The organism is Ferrovibrio sp. GW821-FHT12B10 (assembly GCF_058807515.1).
In genome coordinates this window covers 3,321,436-3,345,661 of sequence record NZ_JBXAQT010000001.1, presented here as the reverse complement: position 1 = coordinate 3,345,661, position 24,226 = coordinate 3,321,436, and the positions used below count along the sequence as shown (strand labels likewise).

Annotated in this window: 25 protein-coding genes; 20 read left to right on the top strand and 5 right to left on the bottom strand. The window is 63.9% G+C overall.

From position 1 onward, the window contains the following. The first annotated feature begins 3 nt into the window (after positions 1 to 3). From AC1RRT_RS16680 to AC1RRT_RS16655, 6 genes are read left to right on the top strand one after another with little or no spacing between them, the layout of a single operon-like run. Positions 4 to 207: a TOBE domain-containing protein gene (locus AC1RRT_RS16680; RefSeq protein ID WP_493014935.1), complete on the top strand. Its 204-nt coding sequence runs from the start codon at positions 4 to 6 to the stop codon at positions 205 to 207. Further along, positions 207 to 1,253 carry an iron ABC transporter substrate-binding protein gene (locus tag AC1RRT_RS16675; RefSeq protein WP_493014934.1) on the top strand — a complete coding sequence of 349 codons (1,047 nt, stop codon included), beginning with the start codon at positions 207 to 209 and terminating at the stop codon, positions 1,251 to 1,253. The genes AC1RRT_RS16680 and AC1RRT_RS16675 overlap by 1 nt, the downstream gene beginning before the upstream one ends. Next, positions 1,250 to 2,260 carry a FecCD family ABC transporter permease gene (locus AC1RRT_RS16670; protein WP_493014933.1) on the top strand — a complete coding sequence of 337 codons (1,011 nt, stop codon included), beginning with the start codon at positions 1,250 to 1,252 and terminating at the stop codon, positions 2,258 to 2,260. The genes AC1RRT_RS16675 and AC1RRT_RS16670 overlap by 4 nt, the downstream gene beginning before the upstream one ends. Next, entirely contained in the window at positions 2,260 to 3,048 is a 789-nt protein-coding gene (locus AC1RRT_RS16665; RefSeq protein WP_493014932.1) for an ABC transporter ATP-binding protein, read from the top strand. The genes AC1RRT_RS16670 and AC1RRT_RS16665 overlap by 1 nt, the downstream gene beginning before the upstream one ends. 28 nt (positions 3,049 to 3,076) lie before the next feature. Further along, complete coding sequence (locus AC1RRT_RS16660) at positions 3,077 to 3,544, top strand: nuclear transport factor 2 family protein (protein WP_493014931.1); 468 nt, start codon at positions 3,077 to 3,079, stop codon at positions 3,542 to 3,544. A gap of 40 nt (positions 3,545 to 3,584) precedes the next feature. Beyond that, a complete protein-coding gene (locus tag AC1RRT_RS16655) occupies positions 3,585 to 4,256 on the top strand; it encodes an SOS response-associated peptidase (protein ID WP_493014930.1) in 672 nt (223 codons plus the stop codon). Here the strand turns inward: AC1RRT_RS16655 and AC1RRT_RS16650 are convergent. Continuing rightward, positions 4,253 to 5,005: an SDR family NAD(P)-dependent oxidoreductase gene (locus AC1RRT_RS16650; protein ID WP_493014929.1), complete on the bottom strand. Its 753-nt coding sequence runs from the start codon at positions 5,003 to 5,005 to the stop codon at positions 4,253 to 4,255. The genes AC1RRT_RS16655 and AC1RRT_RS16650 overlap by 4 nt on opposite strands. Before the next feature lie 113 nt (positions 5,006 to 5,118). Here AC1RRT_RS16650 and AC1RRT_RS16645 point away from each other — a divergent pair, with 113 nt between their 5' ends. Both AC1RRT_RS16645 and eutC read left to right on the top strand, forming a co-directional pair. Continuing rightward, positions 5,119 to 6,507 (top strand): ethanolamine ammonia-lyase subunit EutB, encoded by a 1,389-nt coding sequence (locus AC1RRT_RS16645; protein WP_493014928.1) that lies wholly within the window; start codon positions 5,119 to 5,121, stop codon positions 6,505 to 6,507. After that, a complete protein-coding gene (gene eutC / locus AC1RRT_RS16640) occupies positions 6,504 to 7,244 on the top strand; it encodes an ethanolamine ammonia-lyase subunit EutC (RefSeq protein ID WP_493014927.1) in 741 nt (246 codons plus the stop codon). The genes AC1RRT_RS16645 and eutC overlap by 4 nt, the downstream gene beginning before the upstream one ends. On the opposite strand, the gene AC1RRT_RS16635 is transcribed toward eutC, so the two are convergent. Both AC1RRT_RS16635 and AC1RRT_RS16630 read right to left on the bottom strand, forming a co-directional pair. Further along, positions 7,234 to 8,661 carry an FMN-binding glutamate synthase family protein gene (locus AC1RRT_RS16635; protein ID WP_493014926.1) on the bottom strand — a complete coding sequence of 476 codons (1,428 nt, stop codon included), beginning with the start codon at positions 8,659 to 8,661 and terminating at the stop codon, positions 7,234 to 7,236. The two genes, eutC and AC1RRT_RS16635, sit on opposite strands and share 11 nt — an antisense overlap. Positions 8,662 to 8,784: 123 nt before the next feature. Beyond that, positions 8,785 to 10,176, bottom strand: coding sequence for a class II fumarate hydratase (locus tag AC1RRT_RS16630; protein WP_493014925.1), 1,392 nt, complete (start codon positions 10,174 to 10,176; stop codon positions 8,785 to 8,787). 295 nt (positions 10,177 to 10,471) lie between these two features. Here AC1RRT_RS16630 and AC1RRT_RS16625 point away from each other — a divergent pair, with 295 nt between their 5' ends. After that, the gene (locus AC1RRT_RS16625; RefSeq protein WP_493014924.1) at positions 10,472 to 11,521 is read left to right on the top strand and encodes a methyl-accepting chemotaxis protein; all 1,050 of its coding nucleotides are present in this window, start codon (positions 10,472 to 10,474) and stop codon (positions 11,519 to 11,521) included. Here the strand turns inward: AC1RRT_RS16625 and AC1RRT_RS16620 are convergent. Then, positions 11,502 to 12,590, bottom strand: coding sequence for an SAM-dependent methyltransferase (locus AC1RRT_RS16620; RefSeq protein WP_493014923.1), 1,089 nt, complete (start codon positions 12,588 to 12,590; stop codon positions 11,502 to 11,504). The genes AC1RRT_RS16625 and AC1RRT_RS16620 overlap by 20 nt on opposite strands. Before the next feature lie 249 nt (positions 12,591 to 12,839). On the opposite strand from AC1RRT_RS16620, the gene rpsF reads away from it, so the two are divergent. The 7 genes from rpsF to AC1RRT_RS16585 all read left to right on the top strand — a co-directional run bounded on the left by rpsF (position 12,840) and on the right by AC1RRT_RS16585 (position 19,933). Further along, positions 12,840 to 13,340 (top strand): 30S ribosomal protein S6, encoded by a 501-nt coding sequence (gene rpsF / locus AC1RRT_RS16615; protein WP_493014922.1) that lies wholly within the window; start codon positions 12,840 to 12,842, stop codon positions 13,338 to 13,340. Further along, positions 13,340 to 13,630 (top strand): 30S ribosomal protein S18, encoded by a 291-nt coding sequence (rpsR, locus tag AC1RRT_RS16610; RefSeq protein ID WP_492970908.1) that lies wholly within the window; start codon positions 13,340 to 13,342, stop codon positions 13,628 to 13,630. The genes rpsF and rpsR overlap by 1 nt, the downstream gene beginning before the upstream one ends. A 44-nt stretch (positions 13,631 to 13,674) precedes the next feature. After that, positions 13,675 to 14,652 carry a DUF2232 domain-containing protein gene (locus AC1RRT_RS16605; protein WP_493014921.1) on the top strand — a complete coding sequence of 326 codons (978 nt, stop codon included), beginning with the start codon at positions 13,675 to 13,677 and terminating at the stop codon, positions 14,650 to 14,652. Then, on the top strand, positions 14,652 to 15,203 hold the full coding sequence (rplI, locus tag AC1RRT_RS16600) for a 50S ribosomal protein L9 (protein ID WP_493014920.1): 552 nt from the start codon (positions 14,652 to 14,654) through the stop codon (positions 15,201 to 15,203). The genes AC1RRT_RS16605 and rplI overlap by 1 nt, the downstream gene beginning before the upstream one ends. Positions 15,204 to 15,553: 350 nt before the next feature. After that, positions 15,554 to 17,017: a replicative DNA helicase gene (locus AC1RRT_RS16595; protein ID WP_493014919.1), complete on the top strand. Its 1,464-nt coding sequence runs from the start codon at positions 15,554 to 15,556 to the stop codon at positions 17,015 to 17,017. A 221-nt stretch (positions 17,018 to 17,238) separates the two neighbouring features. After that, positions 17,239 to 19,458: a methyl-accepting chemotaxis protein gene (locus AC1RRT_RS16590; RefSeq protein WP_493014918.1), complete on the top strand. Its 2,220-nt coding sequence runs from the start codon at positions 17,239 to 17,241 to the stop codon at positions 19,456 to 19,458. A 13-nt stretch (positions 19,459 to 19,471) separates the two neighbouring features. Further along, entirely contained in the window at positions 19,472 to 19,933 is a 462-nt protein-coding gene (locus tag AC1RRT_RS16585; protein WP_493014917.1) for a chemotaxis protein CheW, read from the top strand. A 172-nt stretch (positions 19,934 to 20,105) separates the two neighbouring features. On the opposite strand, the gene AC1RRT_RS16580 is transcribed toward AC1RRT_RS16585, so the two are convergent. After that, positions 20,106 to 20,306 (bottom strand): hypothetical protein, encoded by a 201-nt coding sequence (locus AC1RRT_RS16580; protein WP_493014916.1) that lies wholly within the window; start codon positions 20,304 to 20,306, stop codon positions 20,106 to 20,108. A gap of 272 nt (positions 20,307 to 20,578) precedes the next feature. Between AC1RRT_RS16580 and AC1RRT_RS16575 the strand changes: the two genes are divergently transcribed. The 4 genes from AC1RRT_RS16575 to AC1RRT_RS16560 all read left to right on the top strand — a co-directional run bounded on the left by AC1RRT_RS16575 (position 20,579) and on the right by AC1RRT_RS16560 (position 24,177). After that, complete coding sequence (locus tag AC1RRT_RS16575; RefSeq protein ID WP_493014915.1) at positions 20,579 to 22,525, top strand: methyl-accepting chemotaxis protein; 1,947 nt, start codon at positions 20,579 to 20,581, stop codon at positions 22,523 to 22,525. A 14-nt stretch (positions 22,526 to 22,539) separates the two neighbouring features. Then, positions 22,540 to 23,013, top strand: a complete 474-nt coding sequence (locus tag AC1RRT_RS16570; RefSeq protein ID WP_493014914.1) for a chemotaxis protein CheW — start codon at positions 22,540 to 22,542, stop codon at positions 23,011 to 23,013. Positions 23,014 to 23,128: 115 nt separating this feature from the next. Then, positions 23,129 to 23,635 (top strand): Spy/CpxP family protein refolding chaperone, encoded by a 507-nt coding sequence (locus AC1RRT_RS16565; RefSeq protein WP_493014913.1) that lies wholly within the window; start codon positions 23,129 to 23,131, stop codon positions 23,633 to 23,635. Between the two features lie 104 nt (positions 23,636 to 23,739). Beyond that, the gene (locus tag AC1RRT_RS16560) at positions 23,740 to 24,177 is read left to right on the top strand and encodes a carboxymuconolactone decarboxylase family protein (protein WP_493014912.1); all 438 of its coding nucleotides are present in this window, start codon (positions 23,740 to 23,742) and stop codon (positions 24,175 to 24,177) included. Positions 24,178 to 24,226: the final 49 nt, after the last annotated feature.

Genomic DNA, 24,226 nt, shown 5'->3' with positions numbered 1-24,226 from the left:
TCCATGAAGCTGAGTGCACGCAACATCCTCAAGGGCAAGGTCAAGCAGATCACCAAAGGCAAGACCACGGCCACCGTGAAGATCGCGGTTGGCGATGCCCTAGTCACCGCGTCCATCACCATGGAAGCGCTGGACGAGCTGAAGCTGAAAAAGGGTGAGACAGCCTACGCCATCATCAAGGCTTCGGACGTCATCGTCGGCAAGTGATGCGGTTCAGCCGGCGGGCATTCCTCGGCACGACGCTCGCCCTGCCCTTTGCGGTGCGAGCACAGGCACAGGGCCGCAGCATCACTGACGATGCCGGCCGCCGCATCGCCCTGCCCGCGCAGGTCAGTCGCGTCTATGCGGCCGGGCCGCCGGCTTCGCTGCTGCTATTCGCGCTGGCACCGGAAAAGCTGCTCGGCTGGACCACGCATTGGCGCGATCACGAGCGGCCCTTCGTGGCGCAACGCTATGCCGACCTGCCGACACTCGGCCGTCTCACCGGGCGCGGCAACACCGCCAATGTCGAGACCGTGCTGGCGGCGAAACCTGACCTGATCTTCGATTACGGCACCGTCAATCCGACCTTCACATCACTGGCCGACCGCGTGCAGGAGCAGACCCGCCTGCCCTATATCCTGCTCGATGGCCGCTTCGATGGCATGACCGCCGGCATCGAGAAGCTGGGCGAGGCCGTCGGTGAACCGCAGCGCGCCGCCGACCTCGCTGGCTGGGTGCACGCACAGCTCGACCTTGTTACTGCACGCCTTAGCCAAGTTCCGCAGAACCGCCGGCCGCGCGTCTATTATGGTCGTGGCCCACGCGGACTGGATACAGGCCTCGCCGGGTCGATCAACACCGAAATCATAGAGCGCGCCGGCGCGGTGAATGTCGCTGCCGAACTGGGCCAGGGCGGGCTGGTGCAAGTTTCGCTGGAGCAGGTGTTGGCCTGGAAACCCGATGTGATCGTCACCATCGATCCCGGCTTCTACGCCAGCCTGCGCGAGGCTTCGCCCTGGCAGGGACTGCAGGCCGTGCGCGATGGCCGTGTCTATCTCGCCCCCAATGCGCCGTTTGGCTGGATCGACTTTCCGCCGGCGCTCAATCGCCTGCTTGGCCTGCGCTGGCTCTGCGCCATTCTCTATCCGGCACATTTTCCAGAAGACCTGCGTGGCTTCACCGCCGATGCTTATCAGCGCCTGTATCACCAGACGCCCAGCGACGTGCAGGTCACCGCGTTGCTGCAGTCGATGAACGGCCTGCCGCGATGAGCCGCACACTCTGGGCTTTTGTCGCCGCCATCGCGCTCCTTATTCTGATGGCGCTGCTCGCACTGACGGCAGGGCGCTTCCCGCTGCCCGTCGGCGATGCGGCGCTGGCTATCCTGCGCGGCATCGCCGGGCAGCCGCACGGCCTGGATGCAAGTGCCGAAAGCGTACTCTTCGGCATCCGAGTGCCGCGCGTCACGGCTGCGATTGCCGCCGGAGCAGCGCTGTCGGCGGCCGGTGCAGCCTATCAGCAGCTGTTCCGCAATCCGCTGGTCTCACCCGATATCCTCGGCGTGTCGTCCGGTGCGGCGCTCGGCGCCGTTTTCGGCATCTTCCTCGGTCTCGATGTGCTGAGTATCCAGTTGCTGGCCTTTGCTGTCGGCCTGGGCACGGTCGCCACCGTCTATGCCATCGCGGTCGCCGTGCGCGGCCATGACCCGGTGTTGACGCTGGTGCTGGCTGGCGTGCTGATCGGCACACTGGGCGGTGCCGGCGTCGGCCTGATGAAATACCTGGCCGATCCCTACAACCAGTTGCCCGCCATCACCTTCTGGCTGCTCGGCAGCCTCGCCGCCGTCGCACCGGCCGATGTCTACAGCACGCTGCCGGTGGTGTTGATCGGTCTGCTGCCGCTATGGCTGTTGCGTTGGCAGCTCGATGTGCTGTCGCTGGGCGACGAGGAAGCACGTAGTCTCGGCGTGCACCCCACCCGCGTGCGCCTGGCCGTCATTGCCGGCGCCACCCTGATCACCTCGGCGGTGGTGGCGATCAGCGGCGTGATCGGCTGGATCGGCCTGCTGGTGCCGCATCTGGCGCGCCTGCTGGTCGGCCCGCGCTTCGCCCTGCTGCTGCCGGCATCACTGCTGCTGGGTGCGGCCTACATGCTGGCCATCGATACCTTGGCACGCACGGCGGCGCGCATCGAGATTCCGCTCGGCATCCTCACCGCCGTGATCGGCACGCCGGTCTTCCTGTGGATCCTGGTCCGCACGCGCCGGAGCTGGCAGTGATGCTGGAAGCTCGCGAGCTATCGATTGGTTTTCCTGGCCGCATGCTGGCGCAGGGCCTGTCGCTGACCCTGCAGCCGGGTGAAGTACTCTGCCTGCTCGGCCCCAATGGCGTCGGCAAGACCACCCTGTTCCGCAGCCTGCTCGGACTGCACAGGTCGCTCGCTGGGCAGGTACTGATTGATGGTACCGATCTCGCCACCCTGTCGCCTGCGGAGTCCGCCCGCCGCATCGCCTATGTGCCACAGGCGCAGACCGGCTATTTCCCCTTCACCGTCTTCGATGTGGTTTTGATGGGGCGCAGTGCGCATCTGAAGCCCTTCTCCGCCCCCACTGTTGCAGACCGTGCGGCGGCAGAGGCCGCGCTGCAACGGCTGGGCATCGCCCATCTCTCGGACAGCATCTACACGCGTATCTCGGGCGGTGAGCGGCAGCTCACCCTGATCGCCCGTGCGCTGGCGGCCGAGACGCGCCTGCTGGTGCTGGACGAACCCACCGCCAGCCTCGATTTCGGCAACCAGCTGCGCATGCTGGACGAGATCGCCAAGCTGGCGCAAGGCGGCATCGGTGTGCTGCTGTCTACCCACGATCCCGATCAGGCCCTGCTCTGCGCCGACCGCGTGGCGATGTTGCAGCGTGACGGAACCCTCATCATCGGCCGACCGGATGCCGTGATCACGCCAGATGCCTTGCAGAATCTCTATGGCGTCACGGTTGAGATCGCCGAACTCGCGCTCTCCGACGGTCGCCGCCGCCGTGTCTGCTTGCCGCTGGGCGCACAGTCGCGCTAGCATCGGGAAAAGACCGGAGGAAACAAAGATGGACACGCAGACCATGCTGCGCCGTTTTGCGCAGGCCGTGCAGGATCGCAAAGGCGCCGACTTCGCCGCGCTGTTCACCGAGGATGCCGTCTATCACGATGTCTTCTATGGCGCCTTCAAGGGCCGGCAGAAGATCGCCGAACTGGTGGATGACTGGTTCTACCGCACGGCCGAGGATTTCCGCTGGCACCTGCATGATCCGGTCGGCGATGGCCGGACGCTCTATGCGCGCTACACCTTTTCCTACAAGTCTCTCCTGCCCGAGGCGCAGGGCCGCCGCGTGATGTTCGAGGGCGTGGCGATCTTCACGCTGAAGAATGGCCTGATCGCCGATTACCGCGAAGTGGCCAATGCCGGGCCTGCCCTGCTTGATCTGGGCTTCGCGCCCGAGCGGGTGGCCAAAATCCTGATCCGGGCCGGGGCGGAGTTGAAAGGCCGCGACGAAGCCAAGGCTCACTTCGCATAGGGACTCGCCCGACTCGGCCCCGATCGGCTATGCAGGCTGCATGTGCGGCCGTTTCAGCCAGACCAAACCTCTCGACGATCTCGCCTCGTTTTTCGAGCTCTACGATGCTGGCGCGCGTCCCAACCTGCAGCCCCGCTGGAATATCGCGCCGACGCAGATGAGCGCCGTGGTGCGCGGCACACCAGCCGGCCGCGAGCTGGCCATGCTGCGTTGGGGCTTCGCCGGGCCGAACAATGCCCCGCTGATCAACGCCCGCAGCGAGACTGCCGCACAGAAGCCAACATTCTCCGAGGCCTTCGCCCAACGCCGCTGCCTGGTGCCGGTCGACGGCTTCTATGAATGGCAGGCCATCGAAGGCCAGAAGACCAAGCAACCCTGGCGCATCGGCCTGAAGGGCGGCAGCGTCTTCGCTTTTGCCGGCCTGTGGCAACCCGAGCCGGCCTTCGGCAATGCCGACTGCTTCACCATCCTGACGACGGCGGCGAATGACTATCTCGCCCCCCTGCATGAGCGCATGCCGGTGATCCTGCCGCGCGAGCAATTCGGCCTCTGGCTCGATCCGGCCACGCCGCGCGGTATCCTGCAGCGCCTGATGCAGAGCTATCCGGCCGAGGCCATGGCGCGTTATCGCGTCACGCCGGTGGTGAATGGCGTGAAGGTCGATGGACCGGAATGCTTCGCGCCGCTGAATGCCGCGCTCAAGGTCGCTTAAGACAGCATCTGCCCGCCGTCGACCACGACCGCCTGCCCGGTGATCCAGCTCGCCGCATCCGAACAGAGAAATACCGACAGGTTTGCAACTTCCTCAGCCGTGCCGAAGCGGCCGAAGGGAATGCTGCCGAGGATCGCGTTGTAGAGTTTCGGATTGCCCTGCTTGGCCTGGTCCCAGACACCGCCGGGAAACTCGATCGAGCCCGGCGCCACGCAGTTCACCCGGATGTTGCTCTTCGCCAGGCTCGCCGCCTGCGTCATGGTGAGCTGGATCAGCGCAGCCTTGATCGCGCCATAGGGCGGTGTGCGCACGCTGGGGGCCAGGCCGGCGATGGACGACACATGCAGGATGCTGCCGCCGCCGCTTTGCTGGATATGAGGAATGGCGGTCTGCGTGGCGCGCACGCTGCCCATCAGATCGACATTGATCGAGGCGGCCCAGCCCTCTTCGTCATCGGTGCGGCCGAAGCCCGAGGCATTGTTGACCAGAATGTCGATGCCGCCGAGCGCTTTCGCCGCCGCGTCCACATAGGCCTTCACGGCGTTACCCTGGCCGAGATCGCAGGAAGCAGCATGGATGGTCGCGCCGGTCTGCTTCAGTGCGGCTTCGGCCTCTTTCACACCGCCCTCACCGCGTGCGCAGATCGACACCGCGCAGCCTTCCCGGGCAAAGGCCATGGCGATGGCGCGACCGATGCCGCGGCTGCCACCCGCCACCACGACGCGCTTGCTCTTGAGTCCCAGCTCCATGACATGTCCTCCAATTTGTTTTGACCAGCTTTGCGCAGGCAGAAGGGTCATGCAACCGGCCGACGGCTCTGGTATGCTTCTTGCTGAACCATCGGAACCAATCCGAGGTCCAGATGACGCAGTATGCAGCCAGCCTGAACGGCACCCGCCATGTCTTCGCCGACCTGAAGACCTTGCTGGCCTGCGCCTCACCGTTGCGTTCGGGCGACCAGCTTGCCGGCATCGCAGCAAGCAGCGACGAGCAGCGCGTGGCCGCCAAGATGGCGCTGGCCGACCTGCCGCTGAAACACTTCCTGAGTGAAGCCCTCGTCCCCTATGAGCAGGACGAGGTCACGCGACTGATCGTCGACAGTCACAACGCCACTGCCTTCGCGACGGTCGCGCATATGACGGTGGGTGAATTCCGCGACTGGCTGCTCAGTTATCAAGCCGATGGGGCAACATTGGCGAAGCTTTCACCAGGCCTGACACCAGAGATGGTTGCCGCCGTCTCCAAGCTGATGCGCAACCAGGACCTGATCGCGGTGGCCGCCAAATGCCGCGTGATCACAGGTTTCCGCACCACGCTGGGCCTGCCCGGCCGGCTCGGCAGCCGGCTGCAGCCCAATCATCCGACCGACGATGCCGAAGGCATCGCCGCCGCCATGCTGGACGGCCTGCTGTTCGGCATCGGCGATGCGGTGATCGGCATCAACCCTGCCACCGACAGCGTGCCGGATGGCATCCGCCTGCTGGAGATGCTGGATACGATCCGCCAGCGTTTCGATATCCCGATGCAGAGCTGCGTGCTGGCCCATGTGACCACCACCCTGCAGATGATGGCGCGTGGCGCGCCGGTCGATCTGGTCTTTCAATCCATCGCCGGGACAGAAGCCGCCAATCGCGGCTTCGGCGTCGACCTTGCCGTGCTGAAGGAAGCGCAGGACGCTGCCCTTGCCCTGAAGCGCGGCACAGTTGGACAGAATGTCATGTATTTCGAGACTGGCCAGGGCAGCGCGCTCTCGGCCAATGCCCACCACGGAGTGGATCAACAGACATTGGAGGTTCGCGCCTATGCCGTAGCTCGCGCCTTCAGGCCGCTGCTGGTCAATACGGTGGTCGGCTTCATCGGCCCGGAATACCTCTACGACGCCAAGCAGATCATCCGCGCCGGCCTGGAGGATCACTGTTGCGGCAAGCTGCTCGGCCTGCCGATGGGCGTCGATGTCTGCTACACCAACCACGCCGAGGCCGACCAGGATGACATGGACAGCCTGATGACCCTGCTGGGCACGGCGGGCGTCAACTTCCTGATCGCGGTGCCGGGCGCCGATGACGTGATGCTGAATTACCAGAGCCTGTCCTTCCACGATGTGCTCGGCCTGCGTCATCTGCTGAAACTGCGGCCGGCGCCGGAATTCGAGGCCTGGCTCGGCCGCATGGGCATGCTGGACGATAACGGCCGCCTGCCGCCACCAGATGGCAGCACGCTGCAGCGTCTGCTGGCCGGCATAGCGCCATGAATGACGTGACCCGCGATATCTGGGCGCGCTGGCGTGGAGTCACGCAAGCCCGCATCGGTCTGGGGCGCAGCGGCGATGCGCTACCCACCGTGCCGCTACTGGAATTCCAGGCCGCCCATAGTCGCGCACGCGACGCCGTGCATGGCATGGCCGATTTCGCGGCGCTGGCCGGTGCGTTGGCACCGCACCCCTCCATCATGCTGCGCAGCCAGGCGACGGATCGCGCCACCTATCTGCGTCGTCCCGATCTCGGTCGCCGGCTCGATCCCGATTGCATCGATGCGCTGGCGGCCGCTTCCGCCGACTGGGATGTGGCCTTCGTGATTGCCGACGGCCTGTCGTCGCGTGCAGTGGAGGCGCAGGCCGCACCGCTGCTGCGGCGCTGCCTGGAAAAACTGTCGGGCTGGCGCATAGCGCCGGTCTCCCTGGTCGAACAGGGCCGCGTCGCCATCGGCGACGAGATCGGCGCAACCCTGAATGCCGCTGCCGTCGCCGTGCTGATCGGCGAGCGCCCCGGGCTCTCGGTCGCCGACAGCCTGGGGGTCTATCTCACCTGGGCGCCGCGCATGGGCCGGGTTGATTCAGAGCGCAACTGCATTTCCAACATCCATGCGGCCGGCATGAAAACCGAGCAGGCCGCAGACCTTCTGATCTGGCTGCTGACCGAAGCGCGCCGCCGCAAGCTCAGCGGCATCGACCTGAAGGTCGATCCGGCGGCAGTGCTGCCTAAAGAATGATGTCGCCGCCGTTGACGCGGACATGCTGCGCCTTCAGGTCGCGCACCGACTTGCAACCGCAGGCATGGGCGATCGCCTCGACATCATGCTGCACCGCTTTGGCGTAATTGGCGACGCGCACCGCCTTGCGGGCGGGATCGAGGCCACGCATGAACCGCGGATCGTTCGAGGTGACGCCGGTCGGGCAATGACCGGTGTTGCACTTCATCGCCTGGATGCAGCCCAGCGAGAACATGAAGCCGCGTGCCGAAACCACATAATCGGCACCCATGCAGATCGCCCAGGCCACCTTGTCGGGCGTCAGCAACTTGCCCGAGGCAACCAGGCGGATTCGATTACGCAGCTCATAGGCGCGCAGTTTCTGGGCCACATAAGGCAGCGCCTGAGTGATCGACTGCCCAACGTAATCGGCCAGCGGCGCCGGGGCCGCGCCGGTGCCGCCTTCGGCGCCATCGATCTGGATGAAGTCGGGCGCATCATCGGGATGTGACTGCAGGTGATCGAAGAATTCGTCGATGAAGTCAAAGCTGCCCACCGCCATCTTGATGCCGACCGGCTTGTCGGTGATCTTGCGCACGCGATTGATCAGCGCCACCAGCGACGGAATATCGGTGATGTCACGGTGACGACTAGGCGAGATCGATGCCTTGCCGGATTCGATGCCACGGATCTCGGCGATCTCGTCGGTGACCTTCGAGCCGGGCAGGATGCCGCCGCGACCGGGCTTGGCGCCCTGGCTCAGCTTGATGCAGAACATCTTCACCTGCGGCAGCGCGGCGATCTTGCGCAGGCGCGTCTCGTCCAGGCTGCCATCGCTATCGCGCACGCCGTATTTCGCCGTGCCGATCTGGAAGCAGATGTCGCAGCCGCCCTTCAGATGATAGGGCGACAGGCCGCCCTCGCCCGTATCCATCCAGATGCCGGCCAGCGCAGCACCTTCCGACAACGCGGTGACGGCGGCCGAGGACAGCGCGCCGTATGACATGCCTGAGATGTTGAAAAAGCTTTTCGGCTTGTAGGGATTGCCAACGATACCCTTGCCGATCCACTTGCCGGTGAAGGTCTCGGCCTCATCGTCGTTGATCGGAAAAGCCGAATGCAGAAAATAGACATGGCCCGGCTGCTGGGAGTCGACCTCGGAGCCGAAGGCGACGTAGTTCGACACGCCCTTGGCCGAGCGATAGACCCAGGCGCGCGTCAGGCGATTGAAGGGGCGTTCTTCCCAGTCGGCGGTGAACCAGTATTGGCGAAAATACTCGCCCAGATTCTCCATGATGTAGCGGAAGCGGCCATAGATCGGGAAATTGCGACGGATGGCATGGTCGCGCTGGATCCAGCGGTCATAGATATAGTACCAGCCAACGGTGCCCAGGCCGAGCAGCGCCAACGCGGCCAGGATATACAGCGCCACAATCATCGTCGTCTCCCACCCTCCGGACCGCCGTCACGACGGGACCGCTTAAGTCCAGTCTAGCACAATCGGTGATGGTGGAACCGGATTAACATTCGATAACAGGCTGTTGCACCGCATCCGGCGGAGTCAGGGCCGGGGTCCCAGCATGGCGCGCGGGTCGGCCAGCCGGTCGTATTCAGCCTCGCTCAGATAGCCCAGCGCCACGGCCGCCAGCTTGGGGCTGATGCCTTCGGCAAAGGCCTTGTTGACGATCTGCGCCACCTTGTCATAGCCCAGATGCGGGTTCAGCGCGGTGGCCAGCATGATCGAATGCTCGACGTTGCGCTTCAGCGTGGCCTCATTCGGCTCGATGCCCGCCACCAGATCGCGGCCAAACACCCCCGCCGCATCGGCCAGCAGGTCAATACTGGTCAGGATGTTGAAGACGATCACCGGCTTGGCGACGTTGAGTTCGAAATGGCCGGCGGCGGCGGCATGCGTCACGGTGACATGGTTGCCCATCACCTGGTAGCAGACCTGCAGCAGCGCCTCGGCCAGGGTCGGATTGCGCTTGCCCGGCATGATCGAGGAGGTCAGGCCGTCATGCGGCAGCACCAGCTCGGCCAGACCGGCGCGCGGGCCGGCGCCGAGGAAGCGGATGTCGTTGGCGATCTTGGCCAGCGATACCGCAACCGTGTTCAGCATGCCGCTGGCTTCCACCAGCGCGTCATGCGCGCCCATGCCCTCGAACTTGTTGGGGTTGGTGACGAAAGGCAGTTTGGTCAGGTCGGCCAGTTCCTTGGCGAAGGCGACATCGAAGCCGACTTTCGCATTCAGCCCGGTGCCGACCGCCGTGCCGCCCTGCGCCACCGGATAGAGCCGCTTCAGCGTATCGTCGATGCGCTGGACGCCCAGCTCCATCTGGCGCGCCATGGCGCCGAATTCCTGGCCCAGCGTCATCGGCGTCGCATCCTGCAGATGGGTGCGCGCGATCTTGATCACGTCGCTCCAGGCATCCGCCTTCTTGGCCAGCTCCGTCTGCAGGCTCTGTAGTGCCGGGATCAGCCGCGCCTTCAGTTCCAGCACGGTGACGATATGCATCACAGTGGGGAAACTGTCGTTCGAGGACTGGCCGCGATTGACATGGTCGTTCGGATGCACCGGCTTCTTGGTGCCCAGCGGCTGGCCCAGCAGTTCGTTGGCGCGATTGGCGATCACCTCGTTGGCGTTCATGTTGGTCGCCGTGCCCGAGCCGATCTGCCAGACCGGCAGCGGGAAGTGATCGTCGAACTTGCCGTCCCAGACTTCCTTGGCCGCCTGCTGGATCGCATCGACCAGATCCTTGGGCAGTTCATCCAGTTTGGCATTGGCACGCGCGGCGGCCAGCTTCTGCAGGCCGATGGCCCGGGTCAGCGCCGGCGGCAGCTTCTCGCGGCCGATCTGGAACAGGGTCAGGGCGCGCTGGGTCTGTGCCCCCCAGTAACGGTCGGCGGGAACCTCGACGGTTCCGAAGGCATCACGTTCCTGGCGCGTCGACATGGCGGAAATCCTTTCTTTCTGTATCGGCTAGATAGGGCAACGGCAGGCCTCTTATAAGCTGCCTATGGATTGGACAGTGACGCTATGCAGACTGCTTAATAATGCGCCACTTTTATGACGGACCATGGTGCGGACCATTACGTAATGAACCCGATAGTTACTTCCGGAGGCAACCTAACGTTTCAGGGCTATCCTTAAGGAGGAGATGGGCTACGCTGATAAACAGTTTGTGATTCCGGCACGCATCCTGCAACGCTGAGGGGGCCTCGCCACCACCTTGAGTTCATAAAAAACAATGACTGCACAGACTCACCATCTGCAGGTGCATCAGCTAATTGATGGCATCGAACGCGACGTTCAGGAATTCGGCGCCAAGAACGAAAGCATCGCCTTCCAGACCACGCTGCTCTCCCTGAACGCATCCATCGAGGCGGCGCGCGCCGGCGAGGTGGGCCGCAGCTTCGCCGTCGTGGCCCAGGAAGTGAAGGCGCTGGCCAACCAGGCGTCCGATAATTCCAAGCGCTTCCGCGAAGTGGTGCTGAAACGCGTCGCCGATTCAAAACGCGCCGCCGAGGAAATCGTCGACCAGATCGTCAAGGATCTGGAAGGCCCGCGCTTGAGCGACATGGCGCAGACCATGGTGCAGCTGATCGTGCGCAACCTGTATGAGCGCACCTGCGACTGCCGCTGGTGGGCCACCGATGACTCAGTGTGGCAGGCCCTGGCCGAACCCTCGGATGAGCTGTTCGCCCGCGCCAGCGAGCGCCTGGGCATGATCAACCGCTTCTACACCGTCTATCTCAATCTGGTGCTGGCCGATGAAAAAGGCCAGGTCGTCGCCAGCTCCAACCCCAAGCAGTTCCCGCGCGCCGCCAAGGCCAGCGTCGCCCAGACCCGCTGGTTCAAGGAAGCAATGAACTCGACATCGGGCGACGACTATGTCGTCGACGAGATCACCCAGAGCGGCAGCCACGACAACAAGGCGGTCGCCATCTATGCGGCCGCCGTGCGCAGCGGCGGCCAGATCCACGGCGCGCCGCTCGGCGTGCTGGGCGTGATCTTCGACTGGGACAAGCAGGGCAAGAGCATCGTCAAGGACGAGCCCAGCCTGTCGCCGGAGGAATGGCAGCGCACCCGCGTGCTGCTGCTGGACAGCAAGCGCCGCATCATCGCGTCGTCCGACAACCAGGGCCTCTATCAGCCCTTCGCGCTGGAAACCGGCGACAAGCAGCGCGGCTATTACTATCAGCCCGACGGCACGCTGATCGCCTTTGCCCGCACCATCGGCTACGAAACCTACGATGGCATGGGCTGGTATGGCGTGATCAGCCAGAAGCCGCGCTGAACGCAGGATTCTGCCACAGCCAGGTCAGCTCGTGCTTGTTGTGATGCAGGTGCAGCACATGGCTGCCCGGGATCGCGGCGAAGGCACGCGCCGTCTCGTGGTCGGTCTCGCCCTGGAATTTCAGCGTGCAGATCGCATTACGGACATGCCCTGAGGCGAGCCAGCGCTCGGCCAGCTTGAGCAGTCGCGCCGGATAGCAGATCACATCCGAACAGAGCCAGTCGACGCGGTCGAAACGCGACGGCTCCAGCGCGAAGGCGCTGCCCTGTTCCCACCGCACAGTCTTCATCGCGGCGACATTGGGCGCCAGCGGCGCCTTGTCGATGGCCGTCACCGTCGTACCAAGCGAACCCAGCACCCAGGTCCAGCCGCCGGGCGAAGAGCCGAGATCGAGGCAGATGTCGCCGGCTTTCGGCAACCCGCCGTCGAACAGGGCGGCATGGCGCGTCAGCCCTTCCCAGAGTTTTAAGTACGCACGACTGGGCGGTCCTTCGCGGTCCTCGATGAAATCGAACACGCCATTGGGTCGCGCGCTGGAACATTTTGCGGCGAACAGCATGCGGTCGGGCGCGGTAAGCGTGAACGAGCCGAGCGGCGCTGCATGCAGCGGCTGGCCGAAGACCAGCGGCTTGGCCGAGACATGCGGCAACTTTTCCACGATCAGTTTCACGCGGCCCGAATGCAGCGGGGCATAGGCCGCCCAGTTGCGCTGGATCGCCTTCAACTGCCCGGCCGCATCGCCGATGGAAGCGACCGCCACATCCTGCACGTCGTGCCAGATATTGGCCGCCCAGGCTGCATGGCCTTCGCCCTCGGCCAGGAACAGCCGGCCGTGTTCAGACGTGCTGCGGGTGCCCAGCTCCTCGCGAAGCTGGTCCTCAAACCCTTCGGCGGCCAGGTATCCGGTGACAGTCATGTCCGGGGAGTGCCGGATCGGGCGGCCAAGATCAAGCACCGGCCAGTCCGAACGGCCTGTAACCGCGCTCTGATCGTCGAATTCAGGCCTGTAGCCGTCGAAACTGATGCTGTAGCCGTCGAATTTCGTCGAATTCGATGCTGTAGCCGTCAAATCCCCCTCGTTTGAATACAATTTTATGCATATCGGCCTCGATTAATGAGAACATATAAAGTACAAATGCCCGGTTTCAACCCCCTCCTGGCATGGGGATAACCTGCCTTGCCAGCGGGGGGAAAATCGCTATAGTCCGCGCCCTTACTACATAGCTCCTTGCTGGTCCCGTATCGGGTCCGGCTAAGGCCCGATCCGTCGACACGTGGTGTGTCGCCGCCGGGTCGCAACCCAGAAGGAGAGCTGCCGATGGCGTTCTACGAGAACGTTTTCATCGCGCGTCAGGATCTCTCGACCACCCAGGTCGAGACGATGGCCGCGCAATTCACCGACATCATCAAGGCCCAGGGCGGCGAGGTCACCAAGACCGAGCAGTGGGGCGTTCGCAATCTCTCCTATCGCATCAAGAAGAATAAGAAGGGCCACTACGTCCTTCTGAACATCTCTGCGACCGGTGCCGCGATTGCCGAACTGGAGCGCAACATGCGCATCCACGAAGATCTGCTGCGCTACCTCACGGTGCGCGTCGAGAAGCTGGAAGAAGGCCCGTCGGCCGTTCTCCAGAACAAGGATCGCGGCGAGCGCGGCGACCGTCCGGAGCGTGGCTTCGGCGATCGTGGCTTCGGTGGCGGCGGTCGTGGCTTCGGCGGTGACCGCGATCGCGGTGACCGTGGTGACCGCGGCGAACGTCGTCCGCGTTTCGAGCGTGAAGAGTCGGCTCCGGCCGCTGCTGCTGGGGAGAACGCCTAATGTCGAGCACTGGTACCTCATCCGAGCGCGGTGGCAAGCCGGCCGCCGGTGGCCGTGGCGGCCCTGCCCGCCGTCCGTTCTTCCGCCGTCGCAAGACCTGCCCGTTCTCGGGCGCGAACGCGCCGAAGATCGACTACAAGGACGTGAAGCTGCTCTCGCGCTTCATTTCCGAGCGCGGCAAGATCGTGCCGTCGCGCATCACCGCAGTCTCTGCCAAGAAGCAGCGCGAACTGGCCCAGGCCATCAAGCGCGCGCGCAACCTGGCTCTGCTGCCGTTCGTCATCAAGTAAGGACCCAGCCAGTTTCCGCATAGGAAACCGGAAGACCTGCAACCATGACCACGACACGCAGCATGATCATCGGAAGCCTCGCCGGCGTAGCGAGCGCAGTGCTGGTACTGACCGCCGCAAGCGGTCCGTTCGGCCTGATGCTCAGCTATCTGGTGCCGCTGCCGCTGTTCTTCGCCGGCCTCACCCATGGCCTGCCGGCCATCGGTATCGCTGGTGCGTTGGGCGCACTCGTCAGTGCGTATAACGGGCTGTATGCCGCCGGCGCCTATCTCGTCATCTTCGCGGTTCCGGCCGTGCTGCTGACGCGTCAGGCGCTGCTGGCCCGGCCGGCCGAAGAGGCCGCGACGGGTGCCGAGGTTCGCGACGGGCTGGAATGGTATCCGGCCGGTCGACTGGTTGTCTGCCTCACCCTGTGGGTGCTCGCCCTGTTTGGCGTGGCGCTGCTGCTGACCGTGGACCGCGAAGGCGGATTGCCGGCCGTGCTGCAGCCCAAGGTCGACCAGGTGCTGCGCCTCATGGACCTGCAGCGCGATAGCAAGATGGCTATCGACTACGAGAAAGCCGCCGCGAGCCTTGCTCACGTGCTGCCCTCGGCTCTGGGTCTGGGCTGGCTCACCATGATGACGGTCAACGGCACCCTGGCCCAGGCGCTGGCGGTGATGGTCCGGCAAAATCGCCGGCCCACGCCGAAGTATACGGCGCTGGTCCTGCCGCGCGTTCTTGCGGTGGCCTTCGGTGTTGCGGTTGTCGCCGGCCTGGTATTGCCCGGCGATCTGTCTTTCGTCGGCGCCACGGCGGCGACGGTTCTCGCCTTCCCCTTCTTCCTGCAGGGGCTGGCGGTGGTGCACGGGCTGGCGGCGAAAGTCGCCCTGCCGGGTCTGGTTCTGGCCGTCTTCTATGCGGCTTTGGTGTTGGTTAGCGCGCTGGTCGGTGTACTGGTCGTTATCCTGGGTTTCATCGAACAATGGGCGGGTTTCCGCCGGCGTCTCGCCGGGGCCGGAGCCAGCCAGGAGAAAAACTAATGGAAGTCATTCTGCTCGAACGCGTCGAAAAGCTCGGCCAGATGGGCGAAGTGGTGAAGGTGAAGGACGGCTACGCCCGTAACTTCCTGCTGCCTCGCAAGAAGGCCATGCGTGCCACCACCGCCAACAAGGCGGTCTTTGAAAAGCAGCGCGCCCAGCTGGAAGCGCAGAACCTGGCCAAGAAGGGCGAGGCCGAGAAGGTCGCCGCCAAGATGGTCGGCCTCAGCGTTGCCCTGCTGCGCCAGGCTGGCGACAGCGGCCAGCTGTTCGGCTCGGTCAGCGCCCGCGACATCGCGGACGCCGTCACCGCCGCCGGCTTCACGCTGGGTCGCAACCAGGTCAACCTGGTCACCCCGATCAAGACCGTCGGCGTCACCAGCGTCAGCGTCGTCCTGCATCCGGAAGTCACCGTCGAAGTGAAGGTGAACGTTGCCCGCTCCGAGGCTGAAGCCGAGAAGCAGGTCAGCGTCGAGAACCTGCTCGACGAAGGCGTCTCGATCGAAGACGAAGAGGCCGAGGGCGAAGCTGAGGCGGAAGCCCAGAACGCCTGATCAGCGTTACGATTATCTGCGTAAAAACGAATCGGCCCGGCAGGAAACTGCCGGGCCGTTTTGATTCGCACAAACGAACTACGCCTGTGGATTACTTAGTTTTGCGCCAAGAATTGTGTGTGGAAATATCGACTTAGGCAAAGCGGTTACCCACAGCTAAAATGAGGTGGATAATCAGCTGTCAATCTCATTTCGAACTAGTACTGCGCAGGCCATTCGCCGTTAATGCGCCCCTCGCCAGCATGGCGACGCAGAACCGTCACAGTCCTTATCTCGGGAAATATCCCAGACAGGACAGGATGCGGTCGATGAACTGAACGGCAGAACTCAGGTTTGGGAAGAATTCCGGTATGGCAGTCGTTACCCCCTTCTCCGCTCCGCTGGCTGGCAACGATCCGGCCGGCACGGAACCGGCCTTCCGGACCCAACCGCACAATCTGGATGCCGAGCAGGAGTTGCTGGGCGCGATCCTGGTCAACAACGAAGCCGCCATGAAGGTGTCGGGCTTTCTGGCGCCCGACCATTTCTTCCACGAAGCCCATCGCAAGATCTATGAATCGACGCTGACGCTGATCGAGCGCGGCGAGATCGCCAACCCGGTCACGCTGAAAGCCTATTTCGAGCGCGATGAAGTGCTGGCCAAGGTGGGCGGCACCGCGTATCTCGCCCGTCTGGCCGCGGCCGCCACCACCGTCATCAATGCCGAGGATTACGCCAAGGTGATCCATGACCTGGCGCTGCGCCGCCAGTTGATCAGCATCGGCGAGGAGATGGTGAACCGCGCCTACGACCCGCAGGTCGAGGAGGCCGCGACCCATCAGATCGAGGAAACCGAACAGCGGCTGTTCAAGCTGGCCGATGAAGGCAGCTCCGAAGGTGGCTTCGTCTCGTTCAAGGAATCGATCGGGGAATCGATCCGCGCCATCGACGCCGCCTGGAAGAAGGGCGGCCTGTCGGGCGTCACCACCGGCCTGCGCGATATGGACAAGATGCTGGGCGGCATGCACCCATCCGATCTGGTCATCCTCGCCGGCCGTCCGTCGATGGGTAAAACCTCGCTGGCCACCAATATCGCCTTCAACGCGGCCAAGGCCGGCGTGCCGGTGGCCTTCTTCAGCCTCGAAATGTCGTCCGACCAGCTGGCCACCCGTATCCTGGCGGAAGAAACCGAAATCCCGTCCGAGAAGCTGCGGCGCGGCGACATCACCGATGACGAGTTCACCCGCAAGATCGTGCCCGCCTCCAAGGATCTGGCGCAGTTGCCGTTCTTTGTCGACGACACCGGCGCGATCTCGATCTCGCTGCTGCGCAGCCGCGCCCGTCGGCTCAAGCGCACCAACAACATCGGCATGATCATCGTCGACTACCTACAGCTGGTGCGCGGTAGCAACTCACGCCGCAACGACAACCGCGTGCAGGAAATCTCGGAAGTGACCCAGGCGCTCAAAGCCTTGGCCAAGGACCTGAACGTCCCCGTCATCGCCCTGTCCCAGCTCTCCCGCGCGGTGGAAAGCCGCGACGACAAGCGGCCGCAGCTGTCTGACTTGCGTGAATCAGGCGCCATCGAGCAGGACGCCGACGTGGTGATGTTCGTGTATCGCGAAGAGTATTACGAGATGCGCAAGCAGCCCACCGAGGGCACGCCCGAGCATATCGAGTGGCAAGACCGCATGGGCCGCATCGCCAATCTGGCGGAAGTGATCATCGGCAAGCAGCGTCACGGCCCCATCGGCCGCGTGGTGCTGCATTTCGAAAGCGCCTTCACCAAGTTCAGCGACCATATCCAGAGCGATCACCTGCCCGAGGCGTATTAACGCGCCAACATTGAATTGAGAATAACTCTCGAATCCCGGTTATTCCGTAGGCTGTTACTTAACATACGATAACGTCGGCGACCTCGCCTGCTGGTAGCAAACCTGTCAGCGAATGGTGACTTCGCAATCGCAGCGTGCGAAGGCAAATATCCCCTCGTCAAATTCGGATTCCACCCCGCCGCATGATGCGGCGGCCGCAATCCGGTCTATGCGAGGGTATCATGCGGTTTATCAACAATATGAAGATCGGTGTCCGCATCGGCCTGGTCTTGCTAATATCAGCGATCGGCCTCGGCTCCGTCGGCTGGCTCGGTGTCAGAGACATTCTCACATACGACCGGAAAGTCGACGAACTGACCCTTGCGGCCGAGCGCGCGCTCTATGCCGAAAAACTCAATGCGGGCGTGCTGGCAGTGGTGATGGAATCGCGCGGCATCTACATGTCGAAAGACACCGAAGCGGCCAAGCCTTTCGTCAAAAACCTGCTTGCCAATCTGGCCGAGATAGAAAAGCTGATCCCGCTCTATGAGAAGGCCCAGCCGAGCGACCAGCTGCAGGACTTCCAGGCCCGCAAGCAAACCCTGCATGATTTCATCACATTTCGTCGCGAGACCGCCCGTCTCGGTACCGAAGTGAGCATCGCCGCCGCCAACGAGCAGGGCAACAACGACGTCAACCGCAAAAACCGCGCCGCAGTCAACACGATGCTGCGCGAGGCGTCCACTCGCAATGACCAGGCAGTCGACACGATCACAGCCAACCTGCACGCGTTCGGCGATCGTGAAATCCCGATGCTGATCGGCCTGTCCACCGGTATTGCGCTTCTCTCGATCACTTTGGGCCTGGCCATCTCTCTCCTTACCGTCACCCGCCCGATCAATCGCATGGTCACCAGCTTCCGTGCACTCGCCGATGGCGACATGAAAGCGGAAATCACGGGCGCCGATCAACGTGACGAGATCGGCGACATGGCCCGGGCAGCCAATGCGCTGAAACAGAATATGGTCATGGCGGCCCGGCTTCAGAACGCCCTGACCAATGCCTCCACCAGTGTCATGGTGGCGGATAATGAAAACCGTATCGTCTTCTGCAACCAGGCGGTCACCGCCCTGCTGAAGAATGCCGAAGCCGACATCCGCCGCGACCTGCCCGATTTCACCGTCGACAAGCTGGTGGGCGCCAATATCGACATCTTCCACAAGAACCCCAAGCACCAGCAGATGATGCTGAGCGCCCTGAAGGCCACCCATCGCGCCAGCATCAAGGTTGGCGGCCGCAACTTCGACCTGATCGCCAATCCGGCCTTCAACGATCGTGGCGACCGTGTCGGCACCTCGGTGGAATGGACCGACATCACCGAACAGCTCAAGATCGAGCATGACGTAGCCGATGCCGTGCAGGCCGCCGGCGCCGGCGACTTCTCGCGCCGCCTGGTGCTGGATGGCCGTCAGGGCTTCATCCGCACCCTCTCGGAATCAGTCAATGGCCTGTTCGACACCACCGGCAAGGCGCTGGAAAGCGTGGCCGCCGTGGTCGCCAACCTGGCGCGCGGCGATCTGACCCGCAAGGTGGACGAGGATTTCAGCGGCCTGTTCGGCAAGCTGAAGGATGATGTCAACGGCACCATCGACAAGCTGCGCGAGGTTTCGGGCAGCCTGAACGAAAGCGCCGAACTGGTGAAGACGGCATCGGCGGAAATCTCGGAAGGCAGCCAGGATCTGGCCCAGCGCACCGAAAGCCAAGCCGCCAGCATTGAAGAGACCGCCGCCTCCATGCATGAGATCACCGCCACGGTGAAGCAGAATGCCGATAACGCCCAGATGGCCAGCCAGCTAGCCGGCGTCGCCCGCGACGCCGCCGATAAAGGTGGCTCGGTCATGAAGGACGTGGTCACCGCCATGGGGCAGATCGAAGGCAGCGCCCAGAAGATCAGCGACATCATCTCGCTGATCGACGAGATCGCCTTCCAGACCAACCTGCTGGCGCTGAACGCCTCGGTGGAAGCCGCCCGCGCCGGTGAAGCCGGCAAGGGCTTCGCCGTCGTGGCGCAGGAGGTGCGCAGCCTTGCCCAGCGCGCCGCCGATGCCTCGAAGGACATCAAGGGTCTGATCAGCACGTCCAACGGCCAGGTCCGCGAAGGCGGCAAGCTGGTCACCATAGCCGGCGAAAGCCTGACCGAGATCGTCGGGTCGGTGAAGAAAGTCTCCGACATCGTCGCCGAGATCGCGGCCGCCAGTCGCGAACAGGCGACGGGTCTGGAGCAGATCAACACCGCCGTCGGCAGCATGGATGAGATGACCCAGCGCAACGGCGCCCTGGTCGAGGAAACCTCGGCCTCGGCTCAGTCACTGTCGCAGCAGGCCACCGATCTGGCCCGCCTGGTCAGCTTCTTCCGCACCCAGGGCAACACCACGCAGGCCCTGGCCCAGGCCGCCGAATAAAGGAGACATGACCATGGATACCATTAGTGATCGTCTTGACGCCCTGCTGATCAATGTCGGCGACCAGACCTACGCCCTGCCGCTGCTCCAGATTCAGGAGATCCGCGGCTGGACCCCAGCCTCGCCGTTGCCTGACACCGATCCCGCCTGCCTGGGCGTGATCAACCTGCGCGGCAATGTGCTGCCGATCTTCGACGCCCGCCCGATCCTGGGCAAGCCCGGCGGTTCGCCGAAGCCGCAGGACGTGATCGTCGTCGCCGTACTGGACGGCAAGCCGCTCGGCCTGGTGGTCGACAGCGTGTCGGATATCATCGAGATCGATGCCAACCATATCAGCCGCGCCGATACCGGCGAGAGCTGGTCATCCGAACTGGTCGAGGGCGTGGCCACCGTGGGCGAACGTCTGGTGCCGCTGTTGGCGCTCGATCGCCTGACCGGAACACGACTACCGGAAACTGTGGCGCAAGCGGCCTAGTCCGTCTGCAGAGGAAGCCTCGGCATGGAGAGTGCTTTCTCGACACCGCAGGCAGCGCCACGCGAACTTGCCGCGTGGCGCTGCATTGCGCACGACCGTATGCATATTCAGCAGACATAAAAGCAGCCAAAGCCATCCAGGAACTTGAGGGCACCATCCTCCCCATGAGAATTCAGAGCCAACCAAACGCCGCATCGCCTTCCGGGCGCACAAACAGTTGATGCTGGATTTCGCCAAATACCGTCACGAGATCAGCCGCATTGGCCCGCGCCAACCGCGGGTCACTGGCCGCGACCTCGGCAAGAAAAGCGCTGATCACGGAATCGAATACCCAGATCCTTGAAGGCGGCAAGCTCGTCAGCTTCTTCCGCATCGGCACCACTGCGCCGCGACTGGTCCGGGTGGCCTGACAGAATACCCGATGTGTTAAACAGAAGGCTCAGGGTTGGTCTGAGCCGGACTTCCACCCGCAGGACGGGATGATCCGGGAGGTGGGCGCCTTGAGGCCTAACTTTCTGGTAAAGCGGCCATTATCAAGCCTTTCCGTTATTGGAAAGTAACTGAGGCGCTATTGCACAGGAATGTATGTCGGACTGGCAAAGCCCCGCTGACAGGGGCTCATCATATCCAGCCCCTTGAGGACCGATGTCCCGCCTGCTGACGAACACCAAGATTCTCACCCGCATCTTCTTTGTCCTGATCCTGCTCTCCGCCTCCACACTGGGTGTCGGCATCATGGCCCGCTACATCGTAGATGTGTCGGACAAGGTGACTGACCAGATGGCCAACACCTCCGCCCGCGCCATGCAGGGCATGCGGATCGACTCCCTCATTCAGGCAACGCTTGCCGATACCCGTTCGGTCTACTCTGCGCGCGATGCGGACGAGCTGAAGCGCGCCAGCGCCAACACGCTGCGCAACATCGACAAGATCGGCGTCGAGATGAAAAAGTGGGAAGATATGGTTCCCGTCGACCGCAGAAGTGCCTTTGCCGACCTGCGCAACCAGGTTGAGGCCTTCCTGGCCCTGCGCCGCCGCATCATCGAGGTTGCAAACAAGGAAGGCTCCGCCGCCTCCCAGGCCTTTGGCCAGACACCCGATAATATCAAAATCCGCGACGCCGTGATGGAGCGCATCCAGACCTCTGTCGTCAATAACGAAAAGGCCGTCAATGCGATGAATGCCGAGGTCAGCGCGCTGTATGCCGACCAGCGCTGGCTGCTGATCGTGGTTGTCGCCGGCTCGATCGTCGGCTCACTGCTGATCGCCGGTTTCGTCGCCATCGGCACCATCACCCGCCCGATCCGCCGCATGACCGACACCATGGGCACGCTGGCCAACGGTAACACCGCCGTCGATGTCGAGGGCGCGACCCGCAAGGACGAAATCGGCGCCATGGCCAAGGCCGTGCAGGTGTTCAAGGACAGCATGATCGCCCGCGAGAAGGCCGAGGCCGATATCGCGTCGCAGCGCACCGCGACAGAAGAGCAGCGCGCCGCCCGCGAGACCCGCGAGCGCAAGGCGATCGAGGAAATCTCGGCGCTCTGCGACAAGGCCGCCGCCGGCGACCTGGATACCAGGCTCAATGAAACCGACAAGGAAGGTTTCCTGCTCACCATCAGCCAGCGCCTCAACGGCCTGACCGGCATGCTGCAGCAAGTCACCAGCGAGATCGCCACCGTCACCGCCGGCATGGCCCAGGGCGACCTGACCAACGACATCCGCGGCAACTACCATGGCGTCTTCGGCAAGCTGAAGACCGGCATCAACGACATGGCCGGCAAGCTGCGCGAGATCGCCGGCGAGCTGAACCACAGCGCCGCCGCCGTGAAGGAAGCCGCCGCCGAGATATCCACCGGCAGCCTCGACCTGGCCAGCCGCACCGAAAGCCAGGCGGCCAGCATCGAGGAGACGGCCGCCTCCATGCATGAGATCACCGCCACCGTGAAGCAGAATGCCGACAATGCGGCGGCTGCCAACCAGCTCGCCACCGTGGCGCGCGACGCCGCCGACAAAGGCGGCGCGGTGATGGAGAATGTCGTGACCGCGATGGGGCAAATCGAGGGCAGCGCCCAGAAGATCAGTGATATCGTGTCGCTGATCGACGAGATCGCCTTCCAGACCAACCTGCTGGCACTGAATGCCTCGGTGGAAGCCGCGCGGGCCGGCGAAGCCGGCAAGGGCTTCGCCGTCGTGGCGCAGGAAGTGCGCAGCCTCGCCCAGCGCGCCGCCGATGCCTCGAAGGACATCAAGGCGCTGATCACCGCCTCGAATGGCCAGGTCCGCGAAGGCGGAAAGCTGGTCGGCCAGGCCGGTGAAAGCCTGACCGACATCGTCGGCGCGGTGAAGAAGGTGTCGGACATCGTCGCCGAGATCGCGGCGGCCAGCCGCGAGCAGGCCACCGGCCTCGAGCAGGTCAACACCGCCGTTGGCAGCATGGACGAGATGACCCAGCGCAACGGCGCCCTGGTCGAAGAAACGTCGGCCTCGGCTCAGTCACTGTCGCAGCAGGCCACCCAGCTTGCCCAGCTCGTCAGCTTCTTCCGGATCAAAGGCACCGGCGCACGGGCCCTGGCCCAGGCCGCCGAATAAAAGGAGACATGACCATGGATACCATTAACGATCGTCTTGACGCCCTGCTGATCAATGTCGGTGATCAGACCTACGCCCTGCCGCTGCTCCAGATTCAGGAGATCCGCGGCTGGTCGCCGGTGTCGCCGTTGCCTGACACCGATCCCGCCTGCCTGGGCGTGATCAACCTGCGCGGCAATGTGCTGCCGGTTTTTGACGCCCGCCCGATCCTGGGCAAGCCGGCCAATCCGCCGAAGCCGCAGGACGTGATCGTCGTCGCCGTGCTTGACGGCAAGCCGCTCGGCCTGGTGGTCGACAGCGTGTCCGACATCATCGAGATCGATCCGCAGAATCTCAGCCGCGCTGACGAGGCCGAAACCTGGGCTTCCGGCCTGCTGGACGGCATCGCCACGGTGGGCGAGCGCCTGGTGCCGCTGCTGGCGCTCAACCGCCTGGCCGGCTCGCGCATGCCGGCCGAGCCGCCGAAGGCCTTGGCCACTGCCGCATAACCGGGAAAAATAACGCGCCTGCATCCTGGGCGCAGGATTTGGCGGGACATGACGTGTTGATGGGGGACGGCGGCGAAAAACCTGCCGTCCCCTTTTTCAACCCCAGGAGTCTGTCATGTCGATCCGCAATGCCCTTCTCGCCGCCAGTGTCATCGCCGCCGGCTTCGGCGGTGGCCTCGCCGTCGCCCAGCCTGCTCCCCAGCCGGGCCAGCCCCTTGGCCACCCGCCAGCCGCGCATGCACAGCGCGCCGAGCGCCCCGCGCCCGGCAAGTTCATCGAAGGCCGCATCGCCTTCCTCAAGACCGAGCTGAAGCTGACAGCCGCCCAGCAGCCGCTGTTCGACAAGCTGGCCGATGAGATGCGCGCCGAAGCCAAGGTGATGCAGGAGCGCCATGCGGAGCGCCAGCAGGCCAGCGCCACGGCGCCGGCTCCCGTCTCGGCGCTGGAGAAGATCGAAAAGCGCCAGGCGATGATGAAGGAGATGACGGCCGCGCAGGACCGCTATCTCGCTGCCTTCCGCCCGTTCTACCAGTCGCTGTCGGCTGAGCAGAAGAAGACCGCCGATGAACTCTTCGCCCAGCCCATGGGTCCGGGCCACCATCGCGGTCCCCGCAGCCACTGAAGGCTTGTGACGCCAATCACGGAAACGGGGCCCGCAAGGGCCCCGTTCTCTGTCACAGGCATGTGGCCTGCCCCGTCTACGCTGGTGTCAAAAGGAGAAACACCATGACCCAGCGCCTCGACTACCGCCAGCTCAACCCCGAAGCCATCACGGGCCTGTTCGCCGGCCATGCCCACCTGACCAAGGCTTTGCCGCGTCCCTTCCTGGACCTGCTGTGGATCCGCATCTCGCAGATCAACGGCTGCGCCTATTGCGTCGACCAACATACCAAGGACGCACTGCGGCACGGCGCCACCGACCGCAAGCTGCATCATGTGGCGATCTGGTGGGAGTCGCCCCTGTTCGACGACAAGGAACGCGCCGCCCTGGCCTATGCGGAGGCCGTCACCCGGCTGGAACATCAGCGTGTCGCCGATGATGCCTATGAGCCGCTCAAGGCCCTGTTCGATGAGCGCACAATCGTCGACCTGACCGTGGCCATCGCCAGCATGAATGCCTGGAACCGGCTGGCCATTGCCATGAAGAAGGGTGCGCCTGACTGACCCCTGGCCTGACGCTGGCCTAAAGCCTGTCTAAACCCGCGAGGCCCGT

Bases quoted from the DNA above. Each gene is read 5' to 3' on its own strand.
- AC1RRT_RS16680 (WP_493014935.1), top strand. From the start codon at position 4: ATGAAGCTGAGTGCACGCAACATCCTCAAGGGCAAGGTCAAGCAGATC.
- AC1RRT_RS16675 (WP_493014934.1), top strand. From the start codon at position 207: ATGCGGTTCAGCCGGCGGGCATTCCTCGGCACGACGCTCGCCCTGCCC.
- AC1RRT_RS16670 (WP_493014933.1), top strand. From the start codon at position 1,250: ATGAGCCGCACACTCTGGGCTTTTGTCGCCGCCATCGCGCTCCTTATT.
- AC1RRT_RS16665 (WP_493014932.1), top strand. From the start codon at position 2,260: ATGCTGGAAGCTCGCGAGCTATCGATTGGTTTTCCTGGCCGCATGCTG.
- AC1RRT_RS16660 (WP_493014931.1), top strand. From the start codon at position 3,077: ATGGACACGCAGACCATGCTGCGCCGTTTTGCGCAGGCCGTGCAGGAT.
- AC1RRT_RS16655 (WP_493014930.1), top strand. From the start codon at position 3,585: ATGTGCGGCCGTTTCAGCCAGACCAAACCTCTCGACGATCTCGCCTCG.
- AC1RRT_RS16650 (WP_493014929.1), bottom strand. From the start codon at position 5,005: ATGGAGCTGGGACTCAAGAGCAAGCGCGTCGTGGTGGCGGGTGGCAGC.
- AC1RRT_RS16645 (WP_493014928.1), top strand. From the start codon at position 5,119: ATGACGCAGTATGCAGCCAGCCTGAACGGCACCCGCCATGTCTTCGCC.
- eutC (WP_493014927.1), top strand. From the start codon at position 6,504: ATGAATGACGTGACCCGCGATATCTGGGCGCGCTGGCGTGGAGTCACG.
- AC1RRT_RS16635 (WP_493014926.1), bottom strand. From the start codon at position 8,661: ATGATTGTGGCGCTGTATATCCTGGCCGCGTTGGCGCTGCTCGGCCTG.
- AC1RRT_RS16630 (WP_493014925.1), bottom strand. From the start codon at position 10,176: ATGTCGACGCGCCAGGAACGTGATGCCTTCGGAACCGTCGAGGTTCCC.
- AC1RRT_RS16625 (WP_493014924.1), top strand. From the start codon at position 10,472: ATGACTGCACAGACTCACCATCTGCAGGTGCATCAGCTAATTGATGGC.
- rpsF (WP_493014922.1), top strand. From the start codon at position 12,840: ATGGCGTTCTACGAGAACGTTTTCATCGCGCGTCAGGATCTCTCGACC.
- rpsR (WP_492970908.1), top strand. From the start codon at position 13,340: ATGTCGAGCACTGGTACCTCATCCGAGCGCGGTGGCAAGCCGGCCGCC.
- AC1RRT_RS16605 (WP_493014921.1), top strand. From the start codon at position 13,675: ATGACCACGACACGCAGCATGATCATCGGAAGCCTCGCCGGCGTAGCG.
- rplI (WP_493014920.1), top strand. From the start codon at position 14,652: ATGGAAGTCATTCTGCTCGAACGCGTCGAAAAGCTCGGCCAGATGGGC.
- AC1RRT_RS16595 (WP_493014919.1), top strand. From the start codon at position 15,554: ATGGCAGTCGTTACCCCCTTCTCCGCTCCGCTGGCTGGCAACGATCCG.
- AC1RRT_RS16590 (WP_493014918.1), top strand. From the start codon at position 17,239: ATGCGGTTTATCAACAATATGAAGATCGGTGTCCGCATCGGCCTGGTC.
- AC1RRT_RS16585 (WP_493014917.1), top strand. From the start codon at position 19,472: ATGGATACCATTAGTGATCGTCTTGACGCCCTGCTGATCAATGTCGGC.
- AC1RRT_RS16580 (WP_493014916.1), bottom strand. From the start codon at position 20,306: ATGCGGAAGAAGCTGACGAGCTTGCCGCCTTCAAGGATCTGGGTATTC.
- AC1RRT_RS16575 (WP_493014915.1), top strand. From the start codon at position 20,579: ATGTCCCGCCTGCTGACGAACACCAAGATTCTCACCCGCATCTTCTTT.
- AC1RRT_RS16570 (WP_493014914.1), top strand. From the start codon at position 22,540: ATGGATACCATTAACGATCGTCTTGACGCCCTGCTGATCAATGTCGGT.
- AC1RRT_RS16565 (WP_493014913.1), top strand. From the start codon at position 23,129: ATGTCGATCCGCAATGCCCTTCTCGCCGCCAGTGTCATCGCCGCCGGC.
- AC1RRT_RS16560 (WP_493014912.1), top strand. From the start codon at position 23,740: ATGACCCAGCGCCTCGACTACCGCCAGCTCAACCCCGAAGCCATCACG.